Source organism: Parahoeflea alexandrii (assembly GCF_027214025.1).
GTDB lineage: Bacteria > Pseudomonadota > Alphaproteobacteria > Rhizobiales > Rhizobiaceae > Hoeflea > Hoeflea alexandrii_A.
The window spans coordinates 558,743-574,590 of the sequence record NZ_JAPWHB010000003.1; the positions used below are offsets into that span (position 1 = coordinate 558,743).

A 15,848-nucleotide genomic window follows, 5' to 3' on the forward strand; every position below is an offset into this window, starting at 1 on the left:
ACATCTAATGACGGATACCAGTAAGTGCGTGTGACGGACCAGCCAAGGCTTTTAAAGAGCTGATGCTTCCGGTTGGTCCGCCCAAGATATCCTGGATGCCGTTCTGGTCGCCAATCAGCGCACACCTTGATCGGGCGAGCGCGGCAGGATTGGCTCTCATATCCCCCATTATTGGTCTTGATACGGTTCCGGCGGGGTTGGTCTTCGCAGACAAGCCCCGCCGGAAGCCGAAGGTTTCCCTGTTACTTGGTGTACTTGGCGATCAGTGCCTGTGCCTTGTCGTAAAGCGCTTCGCCATCGATACCCTTGGCGTCCATTTCCTCGAACCAGTTGTCCCGAACGGTTTCGGCGATCGCCTTCCAGCGGGCTACCTCTGCTTCGTCCAGCACGACAATGTCATTGTCGGTGGCTTCGGCGATCTTGCGTCCTGGTGCGTCGAAATCGGCCATGGTCTTGCCGGCGTAGGCCGAGAATTCCGCACCGGTGTTGTCATCGAGCACCTTCTTGAGGTCGTCAGGAAGGCTGTCGTACTTGGCCTGGTTCATGGCCAGAACAAAGGCGGCGGTGTAAAGCGCCGTATCACCCGAAAACTCGGTGTGGGTGTCGACCAGTTCGGCAACCTTGAGTGCCGGTGTGACTTCCCAGGGAATAACGGTGCCGTCAATCACGCCCTTGGAAAGGGCTTCCGGAATTGCCGGGACCGGCATGCCCACAGGCTCGGCGCCGAGTTCGGCAAGCAGGCCGTTGATCACGCGGGTCGGGCCGCGCATCTTCTTGCCCTGCATGTCCTCGAGCTTGCGGATGCCTTCACCCTTGGAGTGAATGACGCCGGGTCCATGGACCCAGGTGGCGAGAATCTTGATGCCCTTGAATTCAGTGGCTTCCATGTCCGACTTGAACAGGTCCCAATAAGCCCGGGACGTTGCTTCCGCGTTGGTCATGGTGAAGGGAAGCTCGAACACCTCGACGCTGGGGAAGCGGCCCGGGGTGTAGCCGGGAAGAGTCCAGACGATGTCGACAACGCCATCGCGGGCCTGGTCCATCAGCTGGGGAGGCGTGCCGCCGAGCGACATGGCCGAAAACACCTCGACCTTGATGCGGCCACCGGATTCGGTGCCGATCTTTTCCGCCCAGGGAATCAGCACGCCGGCCGGGATGTTCGCCTGGGCCGGCAGGAACTGGTGCATGCGAAGGGTGACTTCCTGCGCAGCCGCACCGATCGATGATGCGCCCATTGCGGACAGGGCGAGCGCTGCCACGGCAGCGGATTTCAGGAAATTGCGTTTCTTCATGGTATCCTCCCAGAATGATTGTGCGGAGACAAGTCCGCGTCCCCCCGGAAACTAGGGGGATTTTATGTAACTGCATAGGGCCTGATCCAGCTCCTGCGGGACCTGACCACAGCGGAACATCTTATTTCACGGCGCATATCGGAAGTCACTCCCGGTATTGCGGGGCAACCGCGCGATTGTCGGTCCGATGGCTCCTCCGGATCAAATTAGTTTCTTGCCCAGATAGTTTATAGAGGGAATTGTTCTGCAGCACAACAAATTTTAGCGCCCTTCATCGGCGTTCGAATCGACGGGCCGGGCGGGATATCACCGGCCACGACAGTTGTCGTGCCGGAGGCTGCCGACCGACTGGGCCGGCGGGTGCAACGGCTGGCTCGCCTCCCGCCGTGACATGATCCCGGATGGTGTGGTTTTGCAGGTAGCGGTTGACGGATTATTCCAAGTTTAACTGTTGATCCTTTTTGAAAAAAGGAAAATGATGGCCGGAGGGTGAGAGAGGTTTGCAACACCCCAGGGAGGAATTCTATGGCGAATGTATCGATGACCGTGAACGGGCGAGCCGTTTCCGGCCAATGCGAGGATCGGACCCTTCTGGTCCAGTTCATCCGTGAAAATCTCGGACTTACCGGTACCCATGTCGGATGCGACACGTCCCAGTGCGGGGCGTGTGTGGTGCATGTCGACGGCAAGGCGGTCAAATCGTGCACCATGCTGGCTGCGCAGGCTGACGGCTCGGAGGTGGTGACAATCGAAGGCTTGTCTTCCGGTGGCGAGTTGCACCCGGTCCAGGCGGCATTCCGCGAGCATCATGGCCTGCAGTGCGGCTTCTGCACCCCCGGAATGATCATGTCGGCCGTCGACATGATCCAGCGTCATGACGGCCAGCTCGATGAGAAGACTGTCAGGCAGGAGCTGGAAGGCAACATCTGCCGTTGCACCGGCTATCACAACATCGTCAAAGCAGTGCTCGATGCCGCGTCCAAGATGGGCGAGGGCGCCAAGGTCGCAGCTGAATAGGCAATGCCTGAACAGGCAATGGCGGAAAGCGGCGGATACCGGGAATGAACGAGAGGTGGTCAGCGGACTGAAGATCCGAATTGCAGGGGCCGCAATACATCGGTTGCCCTTGCAGGTTCGAGATCGCGATCCGGCGCCACGACCCAGGATTTCCGTACCGGCTTTTCTCCATCACCCAAACGGAGGAGTTTGAGACATGGGAATGGAAGGCATCGGCGCCCGCGTGGCGCGCAAGGAAGACAAGCGGTTTATCACCGGCAAGGGCCGCTATACCGATGACATGGTGGTACCGGGCATGAAGCATGCCCATTTCGTGCGTTCGCCGCACGCTCACGCGAAAATCAAGAGTATCGACACATCGGCCGCTGAAAAGATGCCGGGCGTGATCGGCATTCTCAACGGAAACCAGCTGGCCGAGGATGCGGTCGGCAACCTGATCTGCGGCTGGATGATCCATTCCAAGGACGGCAGTCCGATGAACATGGGCGTGTGGCGCCCGCTGGCCCAGGAGACGGTCCGCTATGTTGGTGACGCGGTCGCCATCGTGGTGGCCGACACCAAGGCGCAGGCGCGCGATGCGGCCGAGGCCGTCGTTGTCGACTACGAGACGCTGCCGGTGGTGACGACCGCGGTGGAAGCGCTCAAGGACGGCGCGCCGCAGCTGCATCCGGTAGCCAAGAACAATCTGATCTACGATTGGGAGATCGGCGACGCTGCCGCCACGGATGCGGCGATTGCCTCGGCGGCGCATGTCACCGAAATGAAGATCATCAACAACCGACTGGTCCCGAACCCGATGGAGCCGCGCGCGGCCCTTGGGGTCTATGACGCGGGGGACGATCACTACACCGTCTGGACCACCTCGCAGAACCCGCATGTCGCCCGTCTGGTGATGAGCGCGTTCTACAATGTTGCGCCCGAAAACAAGCTCCGGGTGATCGCGCCCGACGTGGGCGGCGGGTTCGGGTCGAAGATCTACATCTATCCCGAAGAGATCGTCTGCCTGTGGGCGTCCAAGCGCACCGGCGTTCCGGTCAAGTGGAACTCGGACAGGACCGAAGCCTTCCTGACCGACGCGCATGGCCGTGACCATGTCTCGACCATCAAGATGGCGTTTGACGCCAACAACAAGATCACCGGTTTCAAGGTCGACACGATCGCCAATCTCGGCGCCTACATGTCGTTGTTCTCGAGCTCGGTGCCGACCTATCTCTACGCCACCTTGCTGTCCGGCCAGTACGACATTCCGGCGATTCACGCCAATGTGCGCACTGTCTATACCAACACCGTCCCGGTGGACGCCTATCGCGGCGCCGGTCGGCCGGAGGCGACCTACCTGCTCGAGCGGGTGATGGAGACGGCGGCGCGTGAACTGGGCGTGACGCCCGCGGAACTGAGGCAAAACAACTTCATCCGCGAGTTCCCGCACCAGACACCGGTGATCATGTGCTACGACGCGGGCGATTACGACGCTTCGCTCAACGCGGCGATGAAGGCGTCCGACTATGCCGGGTTCCCGGCCCGCAAGGCCGAGGCCAAGAGCCGCGGCAAGCTGCGCGGCATCGGCATGAGCTGCTACATCGAGGCCTGCGGCATTGCGCCATCGGCCGCGGTGGGGTCGCTCGGCGCAGGCGTCGGGCTCTGGGAATCGGCTGAAGTGCGGGTCAACGCGGTCGGTACGATCGAGGTGCTGACCGGATCGCACAGCCATGGCCAGGGCCATGAAACCACCTTTGCCCAGCTCGTCGCCGAACGCTTCGGCGTCGGGATCGACACCGTCTCCATCGTCCATGGCGACACCGACAAGGTGCAGATGGGCATGGGCACCTACGGCTCACGTTCGGGCGCTGTCGGCATGTCGGCGGTCGTCAAGGCGCTCGACAAGGTCGAGCTCAAGGCCAAGAAGCTGGCCGCTCACCTGATGGAAGCCGACGAGAGCGACATCGTCATCGAGAATGGCGAACTCAAGGTCGCAGGCACCGACAAGAGCGTGCCGTGGTTCCAGATGGCGCTGGCCGCCTACACCGCGCACAATATGCCCGAAGGCATGGAGCCGGGGTTGAAGGAGGGCGCGTTTTACGATCCGTCCAACTTCACCTTCCCGGCCGGCTGCTACATCTGCGAGGTGGAAGTCGATCCGGAAACCGGAAAGACCGAGGTCATCCAGTTCGTCGCCGCCGACGATTTCGGCAAGATCATCAATCCGATGATCGTCGAAGGCCAGGTGCATGGCGGGCTGGCGCAGGGCATCGGCCAGGCGCTGCTGGAAGGCGCGCACTACGATCCGGAAACCGGCCAGCTGCTGACGGCAAGCTACATGGACTACACCATGCCGCGCGCCGACGACCTGCCGTCGTTCCAGGTCTCGACCACGGAAACCGCCTGCCCGTCGAACCCGCTCGGGATCAAGGGCTGCGGCGAGGCCGGCGCCATCGGTTCGCCGCCGGCGTTGATCAACGCCATCACCGATGCAATCGGCAACAATGACCTGACGATGCCTGCGACCCCCCAGCGGGTCTGGGCGGCGCTCCGGTCGGCTCAGTAGGAAAGGGAGGCAGACACCATGTATGCAACCAACTATCACCGCGCCTCCTCGGTCGAGGATGCAGTCAAGCTGGCCTCGGCGAATGACGAGGCCAAGTACCTCTCCGGCGGGCAGACGCTGCTGCCGACGATGAAGCAGCGGCTCGCCGCGCCCTCGGATCTCGTGGATCTTCGCCACGTTTCGGACCTGAAGGGGATCTCCGTCAGCGGCGGCTCCATCCGCATCGGGGCGGCGACAACCCATGCGGAAGTGGCAAACTCGGCCGAGATCGCTTCGGCCTGCCCTGCGCTCGCCCATCTGGCTGCCCATATCGGCGACCCGCATGTCAGGCACATGGGCACGATCGGCGGCTCGATCGCCAACAATGACCCGGCGGCGGACTATCCGGCGGGGCTGATGGCGCTCAACGCGACGATTGTCACCAACAAGCGCTCGATCGGCGCCGATGATTTCTTCACCGGCATGTTCGACACGGCGCTCGAGGATGGCGAACTGATCGTGGCGGTCGAAATCACCGCTCCGTTGAAGTCCGGATATGCCAAGTTCCCGAACCCCGCCTCGCGTTATGCGATGACCGGGGTGTTCGTCGCCAAGCATGGTGACGGATCGGTGCGGGTGGCGGTCACCGGCGCCGGGTCCGGTGGCGTGTTCCGGCAGTCAGACATGGAACAGGCCCTGGCATCGAACTTCTCGGCCGGTGCCCTCGACGGGATCACCGTCGATGATTCCGACCTGATGTCCGATATCCACGCTTCGTCGGCCTATCGCGCCAATCTGGTTAAGGTGATGGCCAAGCGGGCGGTCACCGCCGCCGGATAAGGCCGTTCAAGGCATCCAGAATGCAGGAAAGGGCGGGTCTTCGGATCCGCCCTTTTTCATTGCAGGGGCAACTCAGGCTGATATTCGCATCAATTCCGCGGCGGTCCTGCGGGCTTCACGGTCGGCGGCATAGACATCGTCGATGCCGTGCGCCTGGCGGCCGTCATCGAGCCGGTCCATCGTGGCGGCGACGATGTCGGCGATGTCGAGAAAACCGGTCCGGCCGGCGATGAACGCCTCAAGCGCCGCTTCCTTGGCTCCGTTGAGCACCGCGCCCTGCAGGCCGCCGCGCTGCATGGCGGTGCGGGCGAGCGCCAGCGCGGGAAACCGGGTCTCGTCGGGTGCGAAGAAATCGAGGCGGGCAAGCTTGGCAAAATCCAGCCGTTCGAGTGGCAGGTTGGCACGGCGGGGATGGCTGATGGCGTAGCCGATGGCGTGACGCATATCGGGCGCTCCGAGTTGCGCCAGGACAGAGCCGTCGGAGTAGCCAACCATCGAATGGACGATCGACTGCGGGTGGACGATGACCTCGATCTGCTCGGGCTTCATTCCGAACAGATGCCGCGCCTCGATCATTTCCAGCGCCTTGTTGAACATCGATGCGCTGTCGATCGAGATCTTGAGGCCCATCGACCAGTTGGGATGGGCGGCGGCAATTTCGGGTGTGACCGTGGCCATCTGCTCCCGGGTGCAATCGCGGAACGGACCGCCCGAGGCCGTCAGGATGATGCGTTCGACGGCATGGCGCTGGTTTTCTTCCAGCACCTGGAAGATGGCGTTGTGCTCGCTGTCAACCGGCAACAGCCTGCCGCCGCCGTCGGCAACGGCGGCGGTGAACAGGTCACCGGCGGACACCAGGCATTCCTTGTTGGCAAGCGCAATGTCGGCACCGGTTGCTGCCCCCGCCAGCGTTGGTGCAAGACCGGCAATTCCGACGATGCCGGCAATCAGCAGATCGGTGTCCCGCGCGCCGGCTTCGATCAATGCGGCGGGACCCGCGCCGGCCTCGATACCGGATCCGGCCAGCGCGGCCTTGAGATCGTGGTAGCGATCCGGGTCCGCAGTTACCGCAAATCCGGCGCCCGTCTGCCGAGCCTGCTCGGCCAGCAACTCGATGTTTCCCATTCCCGTGATCGCCGGTACCTCGAACGCGTCCTGACCTCCGAGATGGGTCATGATATCGAGCGTGTTGCGGCCGATGGAGCCTGTGGCGCCGAGGATTGAGATACGGCGCCTGCCGGTCGGGGAGCTAGTGTTCATGCTTTACCATGGTTGGCTTGGGTCTTGCGGTCAAACGCGCGGCGACGGCTTGCGGCCATTGAGATCAAGCAGTTCGACGAAGAGGGCGGAATGGTCAAGATTGCCGCCGTCAAGTTCGTTCATCAGCCGGACGAAACGGTTGCGAACCGCCTCGACCAGCGGCAGCCTGATGCCAAGCGCGCGGGCTTCGATGAGGACGTTGTCGAGATCCTTGATCTGGACGGAGACGCGGCCGCGGGGGGCGAAATCATCGGCCTGCATGCGTTGTCCGTGCACCTGCAGGATGGTCGAATCGGCAAAGCCGCCGGCAAGCGCCGCACGGAAGGCCTCGAGATCGCCGCCGCCTTCCGAGACGAGCAAGGTGGCTTCCGCAACAGCCCCGATGGCGATGCCGACGATCGCCTGGTTGGCGAGCTTGGCGAGTTGGCCTGCGCCGCTGGGGCCGACCAGGATGGCGCGGCCCATGGCGCTCAGTACGGGGGATGCGTTGTCGAATACGTTCCGGTCTCCGCCGGCCATGATTGCCAGGGTCCCGGCTTCGGCTCCACCGGTGCCGCCGCTGACCGGCGCGTCAAGGTGAAAGATGCCGAGCTTTGAGAGACGCTCGGCATGGGCCCGTGCCTGGCTTGGCTGGATCGAGCTCATGTCGATGACGGTTGCGCCGGAATCGATGGCTTCTGCCACGCCGGTCTCGAACAGGACATGAGCGACGACAGAGCCGTCGGTCAGCATGGTGATGATGTGGGTGGCACCGTTGACGGCATCGGCGGGGCTGTCAGCCACGCGGGCGCCTTCGCCGGCCAGCGGCGCGGCTTTCGAACGGTCCCGGTTCCAGACTGTCAGCCGATGACCCGCGCCAAGCAGGCGCCGCGCCATTGGCAGGCCCATCAGGCCGGTCCCGAGCAGTGCAATAGATGTTGTCATGTCCGGCTTCCCCTCCCGCATCCGATTGTGCCTTGAAGCAGTACAGATGGGAGACGGAAGTGGCAATTTCCAATCGACCTTGCAGGCCAATAATGTCGGGTCCGCATCGGCCCCGGTCCGGAGCTGATGCGTTTTCCGGCCGACCGGCGGGTTTCAGGCTGCTTCGGCGATGCGGAACCTGGCCTGGTACAGCAGCGCGTTCCAGCTGTTCATGGACGCCAGGTGGCAATAGATCGCCGGCAGCGCATCGGCCTTGCGCAGCTTGATGAAATCCTCGTCGCTCATCGACAGGAGCCGTGTCTCGTCGATCAAATGGAAACCGGTGATATTGAAGCTCTGGCCATCAGCAAGGGTGAGCTTGCTGGTGCGTTCGGCGAGCAGGCCGCTGTCAGCGATCACCTTCATGATCTGCCGGGTCTTGAAATACATGCCCTGGTATTGCTCGCAGAACGCAAGGGCATTCCTGGTCGCCTCGCCCTGTTCGTTCTCGTCGAAGAAGGGTTTGGCGGTCTTCTTGCTCTTGGCGGTAAGGGACACCACGCGTGCGGGGTCGTTCTCCACGCAAAGCGCGAGCCGTTCATCGGTTTCGTCGCCCGCGAGAATGAACGGATAGCGCCGGACATAGGCCGGCACGTAGTGCGGCTCCGCCCATTTGCCCTCGGAATCGATGAACAGGTTCTCTCCCTCACGGACGCCGGTGACCATCATCGGCATGAAGTCCGGCCCCGAAAACACGATTGGGTAGGAGCGCATTGCCGCGGGCATCTCCGGCGCCATCAGCGGGATCACCATGGCGTTCGCGGCAAAGCCAAAATCCGTGCCCTGCACCAGGCCCTTCTTGCCATGCTGCTTGAGGCTGACGGGTTCGGGCGAATTGTAAAACATCGGTAAAACGGTGTCGTCTTGTGCTTTGTTGCTGGCCAATATCCTGTCCCCCAAATTGTTGTTGCACTGTCATGATCCGCATTTTCACGCACAACGTGCGGTCGTTTCAAGGGCAATCCATCGTTGTCGTTAACGCGGGTGGCGAAGGCAAGCCGATCGCTGCAGCAAAATCGCCTATACAATGTTCATTCTGCCCAATATCGTGCCCGAATGAGTGAGTCTCAAATCCTTGACAGCCGCTATTCCTGGACACGGCTGGGTATAACACTGGCCATCGCAGTTCTCGGCAATGTCGGGATGTGGTCGATCATTGTCATCATGCCGGCGGTGCAGGCCGAATTCGCCACTGCCCGGGCCGATGCATCGCTTCCCTACACGCTGACCATGATCGGCTTTGCGCTCGGCAACCTGGCGATCGGAAGGGCTGTCGACCGGTTTGGCGTGACAATTGCCCTCATCGGTTCGGCGCTGACCATGGCCGCGGGTTTTGGTCTTGCGGCAGTGAGCCATTCGGTGGTGATGCTGTCGGCGATGCAGTTCATTGTCGGTTTCGGCACGGCGGTGGGCTTCGGGCCGCTGATTGCGGATATCTCGCACTGGTTTTACCGGCGGCGCGGCATCGCCGTGGCGATCGCGGCCAGCGGCAACTACCTGTCCGGCGCGATCTGGCCGCTTCTGTTGAGCGGCGTGTTGACCGATTTCGGCTGGCGTGCGGCCTATACGGTGCTGGCGATCGTGCCGGTGGCGTTGATGATCCCGCTGTCGCTGCTGCTCAGGCGCCGGCTTCCGGAGGAAGCCACGGAACACGCCAACAGGATGTCGATTGCCAATGCGCGGTCGGTCCGGTTTTCACCCACCGCGTTGCAATGGATGCTGGGATTGGCCGGCATCGGCTGCTGCGTGGCGATGTCGATGCCGCAGGTTCATATCGTGTCCTACTGCGCCGACCTCGGCTATGGCCCGACAGTCGGCGCCGAGATGCTGTCGCTGATGCTGATGGGCGGGGTGGTGTCGCGGCTGGTGTCGGGGCTGATCGCCGACAGGCTCGGCGGGGTGATGACGCTTCTCATCGGCTCGACGCTGCAATGCATCGCGCTGTTTCTCTACCTGCCGTTCGACGCGATGGTGCCGCTTTACATCGTCAGCCTGATCTTCGGCCTGTCGCAGGGCGGCATCGTGCCGAGCTATGCGCTGATCGTGCGTGAATATCTGCCGGCGAAAGAAGCCGGCGCCAGGGTGGGCTTCGTCATCATGGCCACCATCATCGGCATGGCGCTCGGCGGCTGGATGTCCGGCTGGATCTACGATCTGACCGGATCCTACCAGGCGGCCTTCCTCAACGGGATCGCCTGGAACTTCCTCAATATCGGCATTATGACACTGATCCTGATCAAGTCGCGTGCAAGACGCCGGGATGCGCTGCTGGCGTGAGAGGACTGTCGGAGCGGATAAGATTCGGCCCAGACCTGATCGGCTACGGCCTTGAGCCAGTGTGGTGATCCCGGAAGGATTCGAACCTTCGACCCCAGGATTAGGAATCCTGTGCTCTATCCCCTGAGCTACGGGACCACGCGATCATCTGCATACAGAAACAGCAGCCCGACTTCAACAACGGATGCGGGTGCCATTGTCAGGTTTTGCGAGGTCCGGCGGTTGGCGTGTTGACGCGCTCCGCCGGGCAACAGGTTCAGGCGGCAAGCGCCTTTTCAGCGAGCTTGACCCAGTAGGACACGCCGACCGGAATGGCTTCGTCGTTGAAGTCGTAGGCCGGGTGATGCAGGCCTGCGGTGTCGCCATTGCCCATGAAGATGAAGGCGCCGGGACGGGCCTCGAGCATGAAGGAGAAATCTTCACCGCCCATTGTCGGCGGCTGTTCGCGTTCGACCATTCCGGCGCCGGCGATGCTTTCGGCGATGTCGGCGGCGAAATCGGTCTCGTCGGCATGGTTGAAGGTGAGCGGGTAGTTGCGCAGGTAATTCACCGAGCCTTCGGCGCCATGGGCGGCGGCGACACCGCGGACGATCTCGTTGATCCGGGTTTCAGCCAGGTCGCGCATTTCGGGCGAAAGGGTGCGCACCGTGCCCGCCAGCTCAACGGTTTCCGGGATGATGTTGTAGGCCGATCCACCGATGAACTTGGTCACCGAGACCACCACCGATTCTAGCGGGTTGGCATTGCGCGAGGCGATCGACTGCAGCGAAGTTACAATCGCCGAGGCGGCGACGATCGGATCGATGGTCTGGTGCGGCATCGCGCCGTGGCCGCCGCGGCCCTTGATGGTGATGTCGAATATGTCGGTTGCCGCCATGATCGGACCCTTGCGGATGGCGAACTGGCCGACGGGCAGGCCGGGCAGGTTGTGCATGCCGAACACCTTGGTGATGCCGAAGCGTTCCATCATGCCGTCCTTGACCATCTCGCGTCCGCCGGCGCCGCCTTCTTCGGCGGGCTGGAAGATCACGGCCACCGAGCCGGTGAAGTTGCGGGTCGCGGCAAGGTGGCGGGCAGCGCCCAGCAGCATTGCGGTGTGGCCGTCGTGGCCGCAGGCATGCATCTTGCCGGGCGTACGGGATGCCCAGGGGAGACCGGTGATCTCGTTGATCGGCAGTGCGTCCATGTCGGCGCGCAGGCCGATCGCGGGACCGTTGCCGCCGGGGCGGCCGTGAATGATGCCGACAACCCCGGTCCGGCCGATGCCGGTGACGACTTCGTCGCAGCCGAATGACCTGAGCTTGTCGGCGACGAAAGCGGCCGTGTTGTGCACGTCGTACAGCAATTCCGGATCGGCATGGAGCGTGCGGCGCCAGCCGGCGACTTCGTCCTTCATGGAAACTACATCCTCGACAAGCTGCATTTTACACCTCTATTGCTTTGTGATCGTTGTGTCCGGCAAACAGGGAAACAGCCTCTCGCCCTTTGCCATCTGTCTGCCATATAGGCTAAGTAGGGGTTCATGACGAGTGAAAAGCGGTGGATCAGCGGTCGCGAAGATACCGTTGCCTGTCGTCAATCGCATCGAAACGCCGTTTGAAACATTGCAAAATCGGAAGCCCGGAATGAGCTTTTTGTCACAGTCGCGCCGGTTGGGCACAGTCCTGGCAGTCCTGGTGCTCGCAGCGGCGGCTTCAGGCGGCGCGTTGGCCAATCCGAAGATCGCCGTTGATGTCGCCTCCGGTCGTGTGGTCGAGCACGAGCAGGCCTTTCAGCGCTGGTATCCGGCCTCGCTGACGAAACTCATGACGATCTATGTCGCCTTCAAGGCGGTCAAGTCAGGCCAACTGACGATGCAGACGCCCGTGACCATGTCCGCTCATGCGGCCAAGGAACCGCCGAGCAAGATGTATTTCAAGCCGGGACAACGTTTCCCGCTGGATTCGGCGCTCAAATACCTGATGGTGAAGTCCGCCAATGATGTCGCAGTGGCAATTTCCGAGGCTGTCTCGGGGACAGAGGATGCTTTTGTCCGGGAAATGAATTCCGCCGCCCGAAGCTTGGGTATGACCGCGACGCGGTTCGTCAATCCCAACGGACTGCCGGGCGACGGCCAGTACACGACCGCTCACGACATGGCGGTGCTGGCGGTTGCGCTGCGGCGGGAATTTCCGGAGTTCGCGCATTATTTCGGCTATGAAGGCTTCGCCTACGGCAAGAAGTCCTACACCAATTACAATCTGCTGATCGGCCGCTTCCCCGATGCCGACGGCATGAAAACCGGATTCATCTGCGCGTCGGGCTTCAATCAGGTCTCCTCGGCGACCCGCAAGGGAAAAACCGTGGTCAGCGTGGTTCTCGGCGCGGCCTCGCAGGAGGAGAGGGCGGAGGAATCGGCGCGGCTTCTTCACAAGGCGCTGACGACCAGCGCGTTCGGCGGCTCCACCCTCGACACGCTGAGACCTTACGGCGAGGGCCGCGACCAGGTGGCGGACATTTCCGGCAGCATCTGCACGGCTGAAGCGCGCGCCGCGCGCTACGAGGGCCGCGATGTCGAAGGCAAGATGGTGCTCAATTCACCCTATCTGGTGCCGATGACGCGCGAACCGCGCCTGGTGCAGGCTCCGGCCGGGCTGCCGCGCGGCAGTGTCGAGATTGCGTTGTCGCGGATTCCGATTCCCGTGCCGCGGCCTGGAGGCACGCTTTCCGGGCAGGTGGAGCCGTTTGCGGCCTCCCCATTTACCGCACCGGCCAAGGCCGCCGGGGCCACGGATGCGATGCCGCTCAGGCCGAGTGTGCCGGTTCCTGTTCCGCGTCCAGAAATCTGATCCCGAGAGACCTTGCCGATGACTGCTGAAACCCACCCAGCGCCGGCCTGGAGCGCGCCCAGCGGCGTGCCGGTATCGATCCTGACCGGTTTCCTGGGGGCAGGCAAGACGACGCTGCTCAACCGCCTGATCGGCGATCCGTGGCTCAGCGACGCGGCGCTGATCATCAATGAGTTCGGCGATGTCGGGATCGATCACCTGCTGGTCGAAAGCTCGGGCGATGGTGTCATCGAGCTGTCGGACGGATGCCTGTGCTGCACCGTGCGCGGCGAACTGGTTGATACGCTGGCCGACCTGATGGACCGGATGCAGACGGGCCAGATCCGGCCGTTCTCGCGGGTGGTGATCGAGACCACCGGGCTCGCCGATCCGGTGCCGGTGATGCAGTCGGTGATCGGACATCCGGCGCTTGGCCAGTCCTACCGGCTCGAGGGGCTGGTGACCGTGGTCGATGCCGTCAACGGCCTTGCGACGCTGGCCGGGCATGAGGAAGCGCGGCGGCAGGTTGCGGTAGCCGACACGATCGTGCTGTCGAAGGTATCCCTTGCCGGAGATTGCGGCGCGCTGCGGTCCGAACTCGTGACGCTCAATCCGCTGGCGCGGGTGATCAGCGCCGAGAATCCGGAGCTGACGGCGCAAGGCCTGTTTGACACCGGCGCCTATGATCCCGTTGCCCGCAGCCTGGATGTGGCGCGGTGGTTGAGCGAGGGACAGGACGATCACCATCATCATGGACATGGACATGGACATGGACATGGACACGGGCATGCCCATGCCCATGATGTGAACCGGCATGACCAGCATATCCGGGCGGACTCGATGGTGTTCGAGAAGCCGATTGCACCGGAGGCGCTGGCGATGTTTCTCGACCTGTTGCGCTCGGCGCACGGGCCGAACCTCTTGCGTATGAAGGGGATCGTCAAACTGGCGGATGATCCGTCACGACCGCTGGTGCTGCATGCTGTGCAGGCGCTGATGTCGGAGCCGGTGCGTTTGCAGGCCTGGCCGGAAGGGGCCCGACAGGAGACAAGGCTGGTGGTGATCACGCGGGATATGCCGAAGGGATTTATCGCGGAGCTGTTTTCAGCCTTCTCGGGTGAGCCCGGCATTGGAAGACCCGACCGCGATGCCCTGACAGACAATCCGCTTGCCATTCCCGGCATGCCGGCACGACGCTAGATCAGCGCTGGCCGAAACACCGTGCTGACCGAAGCTCAGCCCTTCGCGATGACGAAGACATGCCCGCCCTCGACCGGAGCGCTCTCGAGCAACTGGTGTCCGTCCTCGCGGCAGTAATGCGGAATGTCGATCACCGCCAGCGGATCGGTGGTTTCGATGCGGATGAGCGTGCCGGCGGCCAGGTCACGCATGTGCCTGCGGGTCTTGAGAACGGGAAGCGGGCATTTGAGACCGCGAAGGTCCAGCGCGCTTTCGTTGCCGTCGTTCAATTGCTGCTCCAGATTTTCCAGAACGGCTTGCTGGCCTGTGGCGCCGATCCCGCATTGGCGACCTGGGGCTCAACCGCCGGATTTGGCATGGGAACCGGCACACCCGCCGACGTCGATGCCGGGGCCGGAGCGGCCTGAACGGCCGTCGTCTCTGTAGCGTCCGGGGCGGCGATAGCGCCGGCCGGAGCGGGTGGCGCCGAGTTCGGGCTCAGGGCCTTGAGAGGATTGCCGGTCGAAAACAGGCTGAGAACAGGAGCAGCAGGAGATTGCCCGCCATTGGCGGCAAGGCGCGCGGCCTTTTCGGCTTCGCGCTCGGCCCGTCTGGCCTCGGCTTCCGCCCGGGCTTCATTGGCAGCAATCTGGCTGGCTTCCTCGCGGTCATACTTGGCGACCGCCTTGACGAAGTCCTGGTTCCAGTTCTTCTGATAGGCGTAATAGGCTGACTCCAGCGTGCTCGGGACGCTCGCCGGAGGGCAGGTAGCGGTCGCCTGGAAGGAGGCGTTCTCGATCTGCGGGAACTGATTGAACACGTATTTCCGCTCGCAGACATCGACCTTCGGCGGCCGCTTCGTCAGCTCGAAATGATCGTATCCGACCTTGAGCATTTTCCAGAATTCGAAATGTTCGCTGTCGCGATGCCGGGCCATGTTTTCCGCCGTCATGCGGAATGGCAGCGCCTCGACCAGGAAAAACTCCTGTCCACCCTTGAAGGCGTCGCGGGCGAAACCGTAGATTTCCAGGACCTGTTCGTCGGTCATCGAATAGCATCCGGCCGAGGAGCAGGCGCCATGCACCATCAGGTTGGAACCGGTGCGGCCGTAGGAACGGTCATAGCTGTTCGGGTAGCCCATGTTGAAGGACAGGTAATAGCTCGAATTCGGATTCATCTGGTATGGATAGATCCGGTAATAGCCTTCGGGCGCCTGGCGGTCGCCTTCCTTGAATTTGGGGCCGAGCTTGCCCGACCATTTGCAGATCTCGTAGGAGGCAATGATGTCGAAGCGGCCATTGCCCTTCTGCTTCCAGACCTCGAGGACGCCTTCTTCCTTGAAAATCCGCATCATGATCGGCGACCGCGTGCTCATGTCGTTCGCCTTCATCTTGTTGACGAGCTTGGCGGGCAGCGGGTGTTCGACCTTGTTGGACACGGAATCGAGCGCGTCCTGGCAACCGGTCAGTCCCAGGAGTAGAATAGGCAGGAAGCGCAGCGTACGGATAGGTTTCATCGGGTCTCTTGGACTTTGCAGTTGCCAGTTCTGGGGCATTCGGACCGCTTTGGCGGCAATCTCGGGCCGGGCTCAGGCCGGGCATTTCAACGCAATATTAGCACCAACATGGTTCATGAAGCATTACCGCTCAGGCTCCGGCAGGGCCGATGAGCTGTTTCTTCCGGGCCCGA

13 protein-coding genes and 1 tRNA gene are annotated in these 15,848 nt (G+C 62.5%); 6 read left to right on the top strand and 8 right to left on the bottom strand.

The genetic code is table 11. The features are described 5' to 3' along the window. Positions 1 to 242 precede the first annotated feature (242 nt). Positions 243 to 1,292, bottom strand: coding sequence for a TRAP transporter substrate-binding protein (locus O4H62_RS13150; protein WP_269388417.1), 1,050 nt, complete (start codon positions 1,290 to 1,292; stop codon positions 243 to 245). A 525-nt stretch (positions 1,293 to 1,817) separates the two neighbouring features. On the opposite strand from O4H62_RS13150, the gene O4H62_RS13155 reads away from it, so the two are divergent. The 3 genes from O4H62_RS13155 (at position 1,818) to O4H62_RS13165 (ending at position 5,673) form a co-directional block, all read left to right on the top strand. Continuing rightward, complete coding sequence (locus O4H62_RS13155; protein ID WP_269388419.1) at positions 1,818 to 2,309, top strand: (2Fe-2S)-binding protein; 492 nt, start codon at positions 1,818 to 1,820, stop codon at positions 2,307 to 2,309. A 196-nt stretch (positions 2,310 to 2,505) separates the two neighbouring features. Then, on the top strand, positions 2,506 to 4,854 hold the full coding sequence (locus tag O4H62_RS13160; RefSeq protein ID WP_269388421.1) for a xanthine dehydrogenase family protein molybdopterin-binding subunit: 2,349 nt from the start codon (positions 2,506 to 2,508) through the stop codon (positions 4,852 to 4,854). 18 nt (positions 4,855 to 4,872) lie between these two features. Further along, complete coding sequence (locus O4H62_RS13165; protein ID WP_269388423.1) at positions 4,873 to 5,673, top strand: FAD binding domain-containing protein; 801 nt, start codon at positions 4,873 to 4,875, stop codon at positions 5,671 to 5,673. Positions 5,674 to 5,745: 72 nt separating this feature from the next. Here the strand turns inward: O4H62_RS13165 and dxr are convergent, their stop codons facing one another. The 3 genes from dxr to O4H62_RS13180 form a co-directional block, all read right to left on the bottom strand. Next, positions 5,746 to 6,933: a 1-deoxy-D-xylulose-5-phosphate reductoisomerase gene (gene dxr / locus O4H62_RS13170; protein ID WP_269388425.1), complete on the bottom strand. Its 1,188-nt coding sequence runs from the start codon at positions 6,931 to 6,933 to the stop codon at positions 5,746 to 5,748. Positions 6,934 to 6,963: 30 nt separating this feature from the next. After that, the gene (locus tag O4H62_RS13175) at positions 6,964 to 7,857 is read right to left on the bottom strand and encodes an NAD(P)-dependent oxidoreductase (protein ID WP_269388426.1); all 894 of its coding nucleotides are present in this window, start codon (positions 7,855 to 7,857) and stop codon (positions 6,964 to 6,966) included. 153 nt (positions 7,858 to 8,010) lie between these two features. Next, the gene (locus O4H62_RS13180) at positions 8,011 to 8,781 is read right to left on the bottom strand and encodes a SapC family protein (protein WP_269388427.1); all 771 of its coding nucleotides are present in this window, start codon (positions 8,779 to 8,781) and stop codon (positions 8,011 to 8,013) included. A 171-nt stretch (positions 8,782 to 8,952) separates the two neighbouring features. Between O4H62_RS13180 and O4H62_RS13185 the strand changes: the two genes are divergently transcribed. Beyond that, positions 8,953 to 10,173: a CynX/NimT family MFS transporter gene (locus tag O4H62_RS13185; RefSeq protein WP_269388429.1), complete on the top strand. Its 1,221-nt coding sequence runs from the start codon at positions 8,953 to 8,955 to the stop codon at positions 10,171 to 10,173. A 62-nt stretch (positions 10,174 to 10,235) separates the two neighbouring features. Here O4H62_RS13185 and O4H62_RS13190 read toward each other — a convergent pair. After that, positions 10,236 to 10,311: transfer RNA gene (locus O4H62_RS13190), tRNA-Arg, on the bottom strand. A gap of 118 nt (positions 10,312 to 10,429) precedes the next feature. Next, positions 10,430 to 11,596 (bottom strand): M20 aminoacylase family protein, encoded by a 1,167-nt coding sequence (locus tag O4H62_RS13195; protein ID WP_269388431.1) that lies wholly within the window; start codon positions 11,594 to 11,596, stop codon positions 10,430 to 10,432. A gap of 202 nt (positions 11,597 to 11,798) precedes the next feature. On the opposite strand from O4H62_RS13195, the gene O4H62_RS13200 reads away from it, so the two are divergent. Further along, positions 11,799 to 13,001 (top strand): D-alanyl-D-alanine carboxypeptidase family protein, encoded by a 1,203-nt coding sequence (locus tag O4H62_RS13200; RefSeq protein ID WP_269388433.1) that lies wholly within the window; start codon positions 11,799 to 11,801, stop codon positions 12,999 to 13,001. A gap of 18 nt (positions 13,002 to 13,019) precedes the next feature. Further along, the gene (locus O4H62_RS13205; RefSeq protein ID WP_269388435.1) at positions 13,020 to 14,180 is read left to right on the top strand and encodes a CobW family GTP-binding protein; all 1,161 of its coding nucleotides are present in this window, start codon (positions 13,020 to 13,022) and stop codon (positions 14,178 to 14,180) included. A gap of 35 nt (positions 14,181 to 14,215) precedes the next feature. Here the strand turns inward: O4H62_RS13205 and O4H62_RS13210 are convergent, their stop codons facing one another. Next, positions 14,216 to 14,449 carry a sulfurtransferase TusA family protein gene (locus O4H62_RS13210; RefSeq protein WP_269388437.1) on the bottom strand — a complete coding sequence of 78 codons (234 nt, stop codon included), beginning with the start codon at positions 14,447 to 14,449 and terminating at the stop codon, positions 14,216 to 14,218. Next, on the bottom strand, positions 14,446 to 15,675 hold the full coding sequence (locus tag O4H62_RS13215; protein ID WP_269388439.1) for a L,D-transpeptidase family protein: 1,230 nt from the start codon (positions 15,673 to 15,675) through the stop codon (positions 14,446 to 14,448). Before O4H62_RS13215 ends, O4H62_RS13210 begins: the two co-directional genes overlap by 4 nt. Between the last annotated feature and the right edge of the window lie 173 nt (positions 15,676 to 15,848).

Bases quoted from the DNA above. Each gene is read 5' to 3' on its own strand.
- O4H62_RS13150 (WP_269388417.1), bottom strand. From the start codon at position 1,292: ATGAAGAAACGCAATTTCCTGAAATCCGCTGCCGTGGCAGCGCTCGCC.
- O4H62_RS13155 (WP_269388419.1), top strand. From the start codon at position 1,818: ATGGCGAATGTATCGATGACCGTGAACGGGCGAGCCGTTTCCGGCCAA.
- O4H62_RS13160 (WP_269388421.1), top strand. From the start codon at position 2,506: ATGGGAATGGAAGGCATCGGCGCCCGCGTGGCGCGCAAGGAAGACAAG.
- O4H62_RS13165 (WP_269388423.1), top strand. From the start codon at position 4,873: ATGTATGCAACCAACTATCACCGCGCCTCCTCGGTCGAGGATGCAGTC.
- dxr (WP_269388425.1), bottom strand. From the start codon at position 6,933: ATGAACACTAGCTCCCCGACCGGCAGGCGCCGTATCTCAATCCTCGGC.
- O4H62_RS13175 (WP_269388426.1), bottom strand. From the start codon at position 7,857: ATGACAACATCTATTGCACTGCTCGGGACCGGCCTGATGGGCCTGCCA.
- O4H62_RS13185 (WP_269388429.1), top strand. From the start codon at position 8,953: ATGAGTGAGTCTCAAATCCTTGACAGCCGCTATTCCTGGACACGGCTG.
- O4H62_RS13195 (WP_269388431.1), bottom strand. From the start codon at position 11,596: ATGCAGCTTGTCGAGGATGTAGTTTCCATGAAGGACGAAGTCGCCGGC.
- O4H62_RS13200 (WP_269388433.1), top strand. From the start codon at position 11,799: ATGAGCTTTTTGTCACAGTCGCGCCGGTTGGGCACAGTCCTGGCAGTC.
- O4H62_RS13205 (WP_269388435.1), top strand. From the start codon at position 13,020: ATGACTGCTGAAACCCACCCAGCGCCGGCCTGGAGCGCGCCCAGCGGC.
- O4H62_RS13215 (WP_269388439.1), bottom strand. From the start codon at position 15,675: ATGAAACCTATCCGTACGCTGCGCTTCCTGCCTATTCTACTCCTGGGA.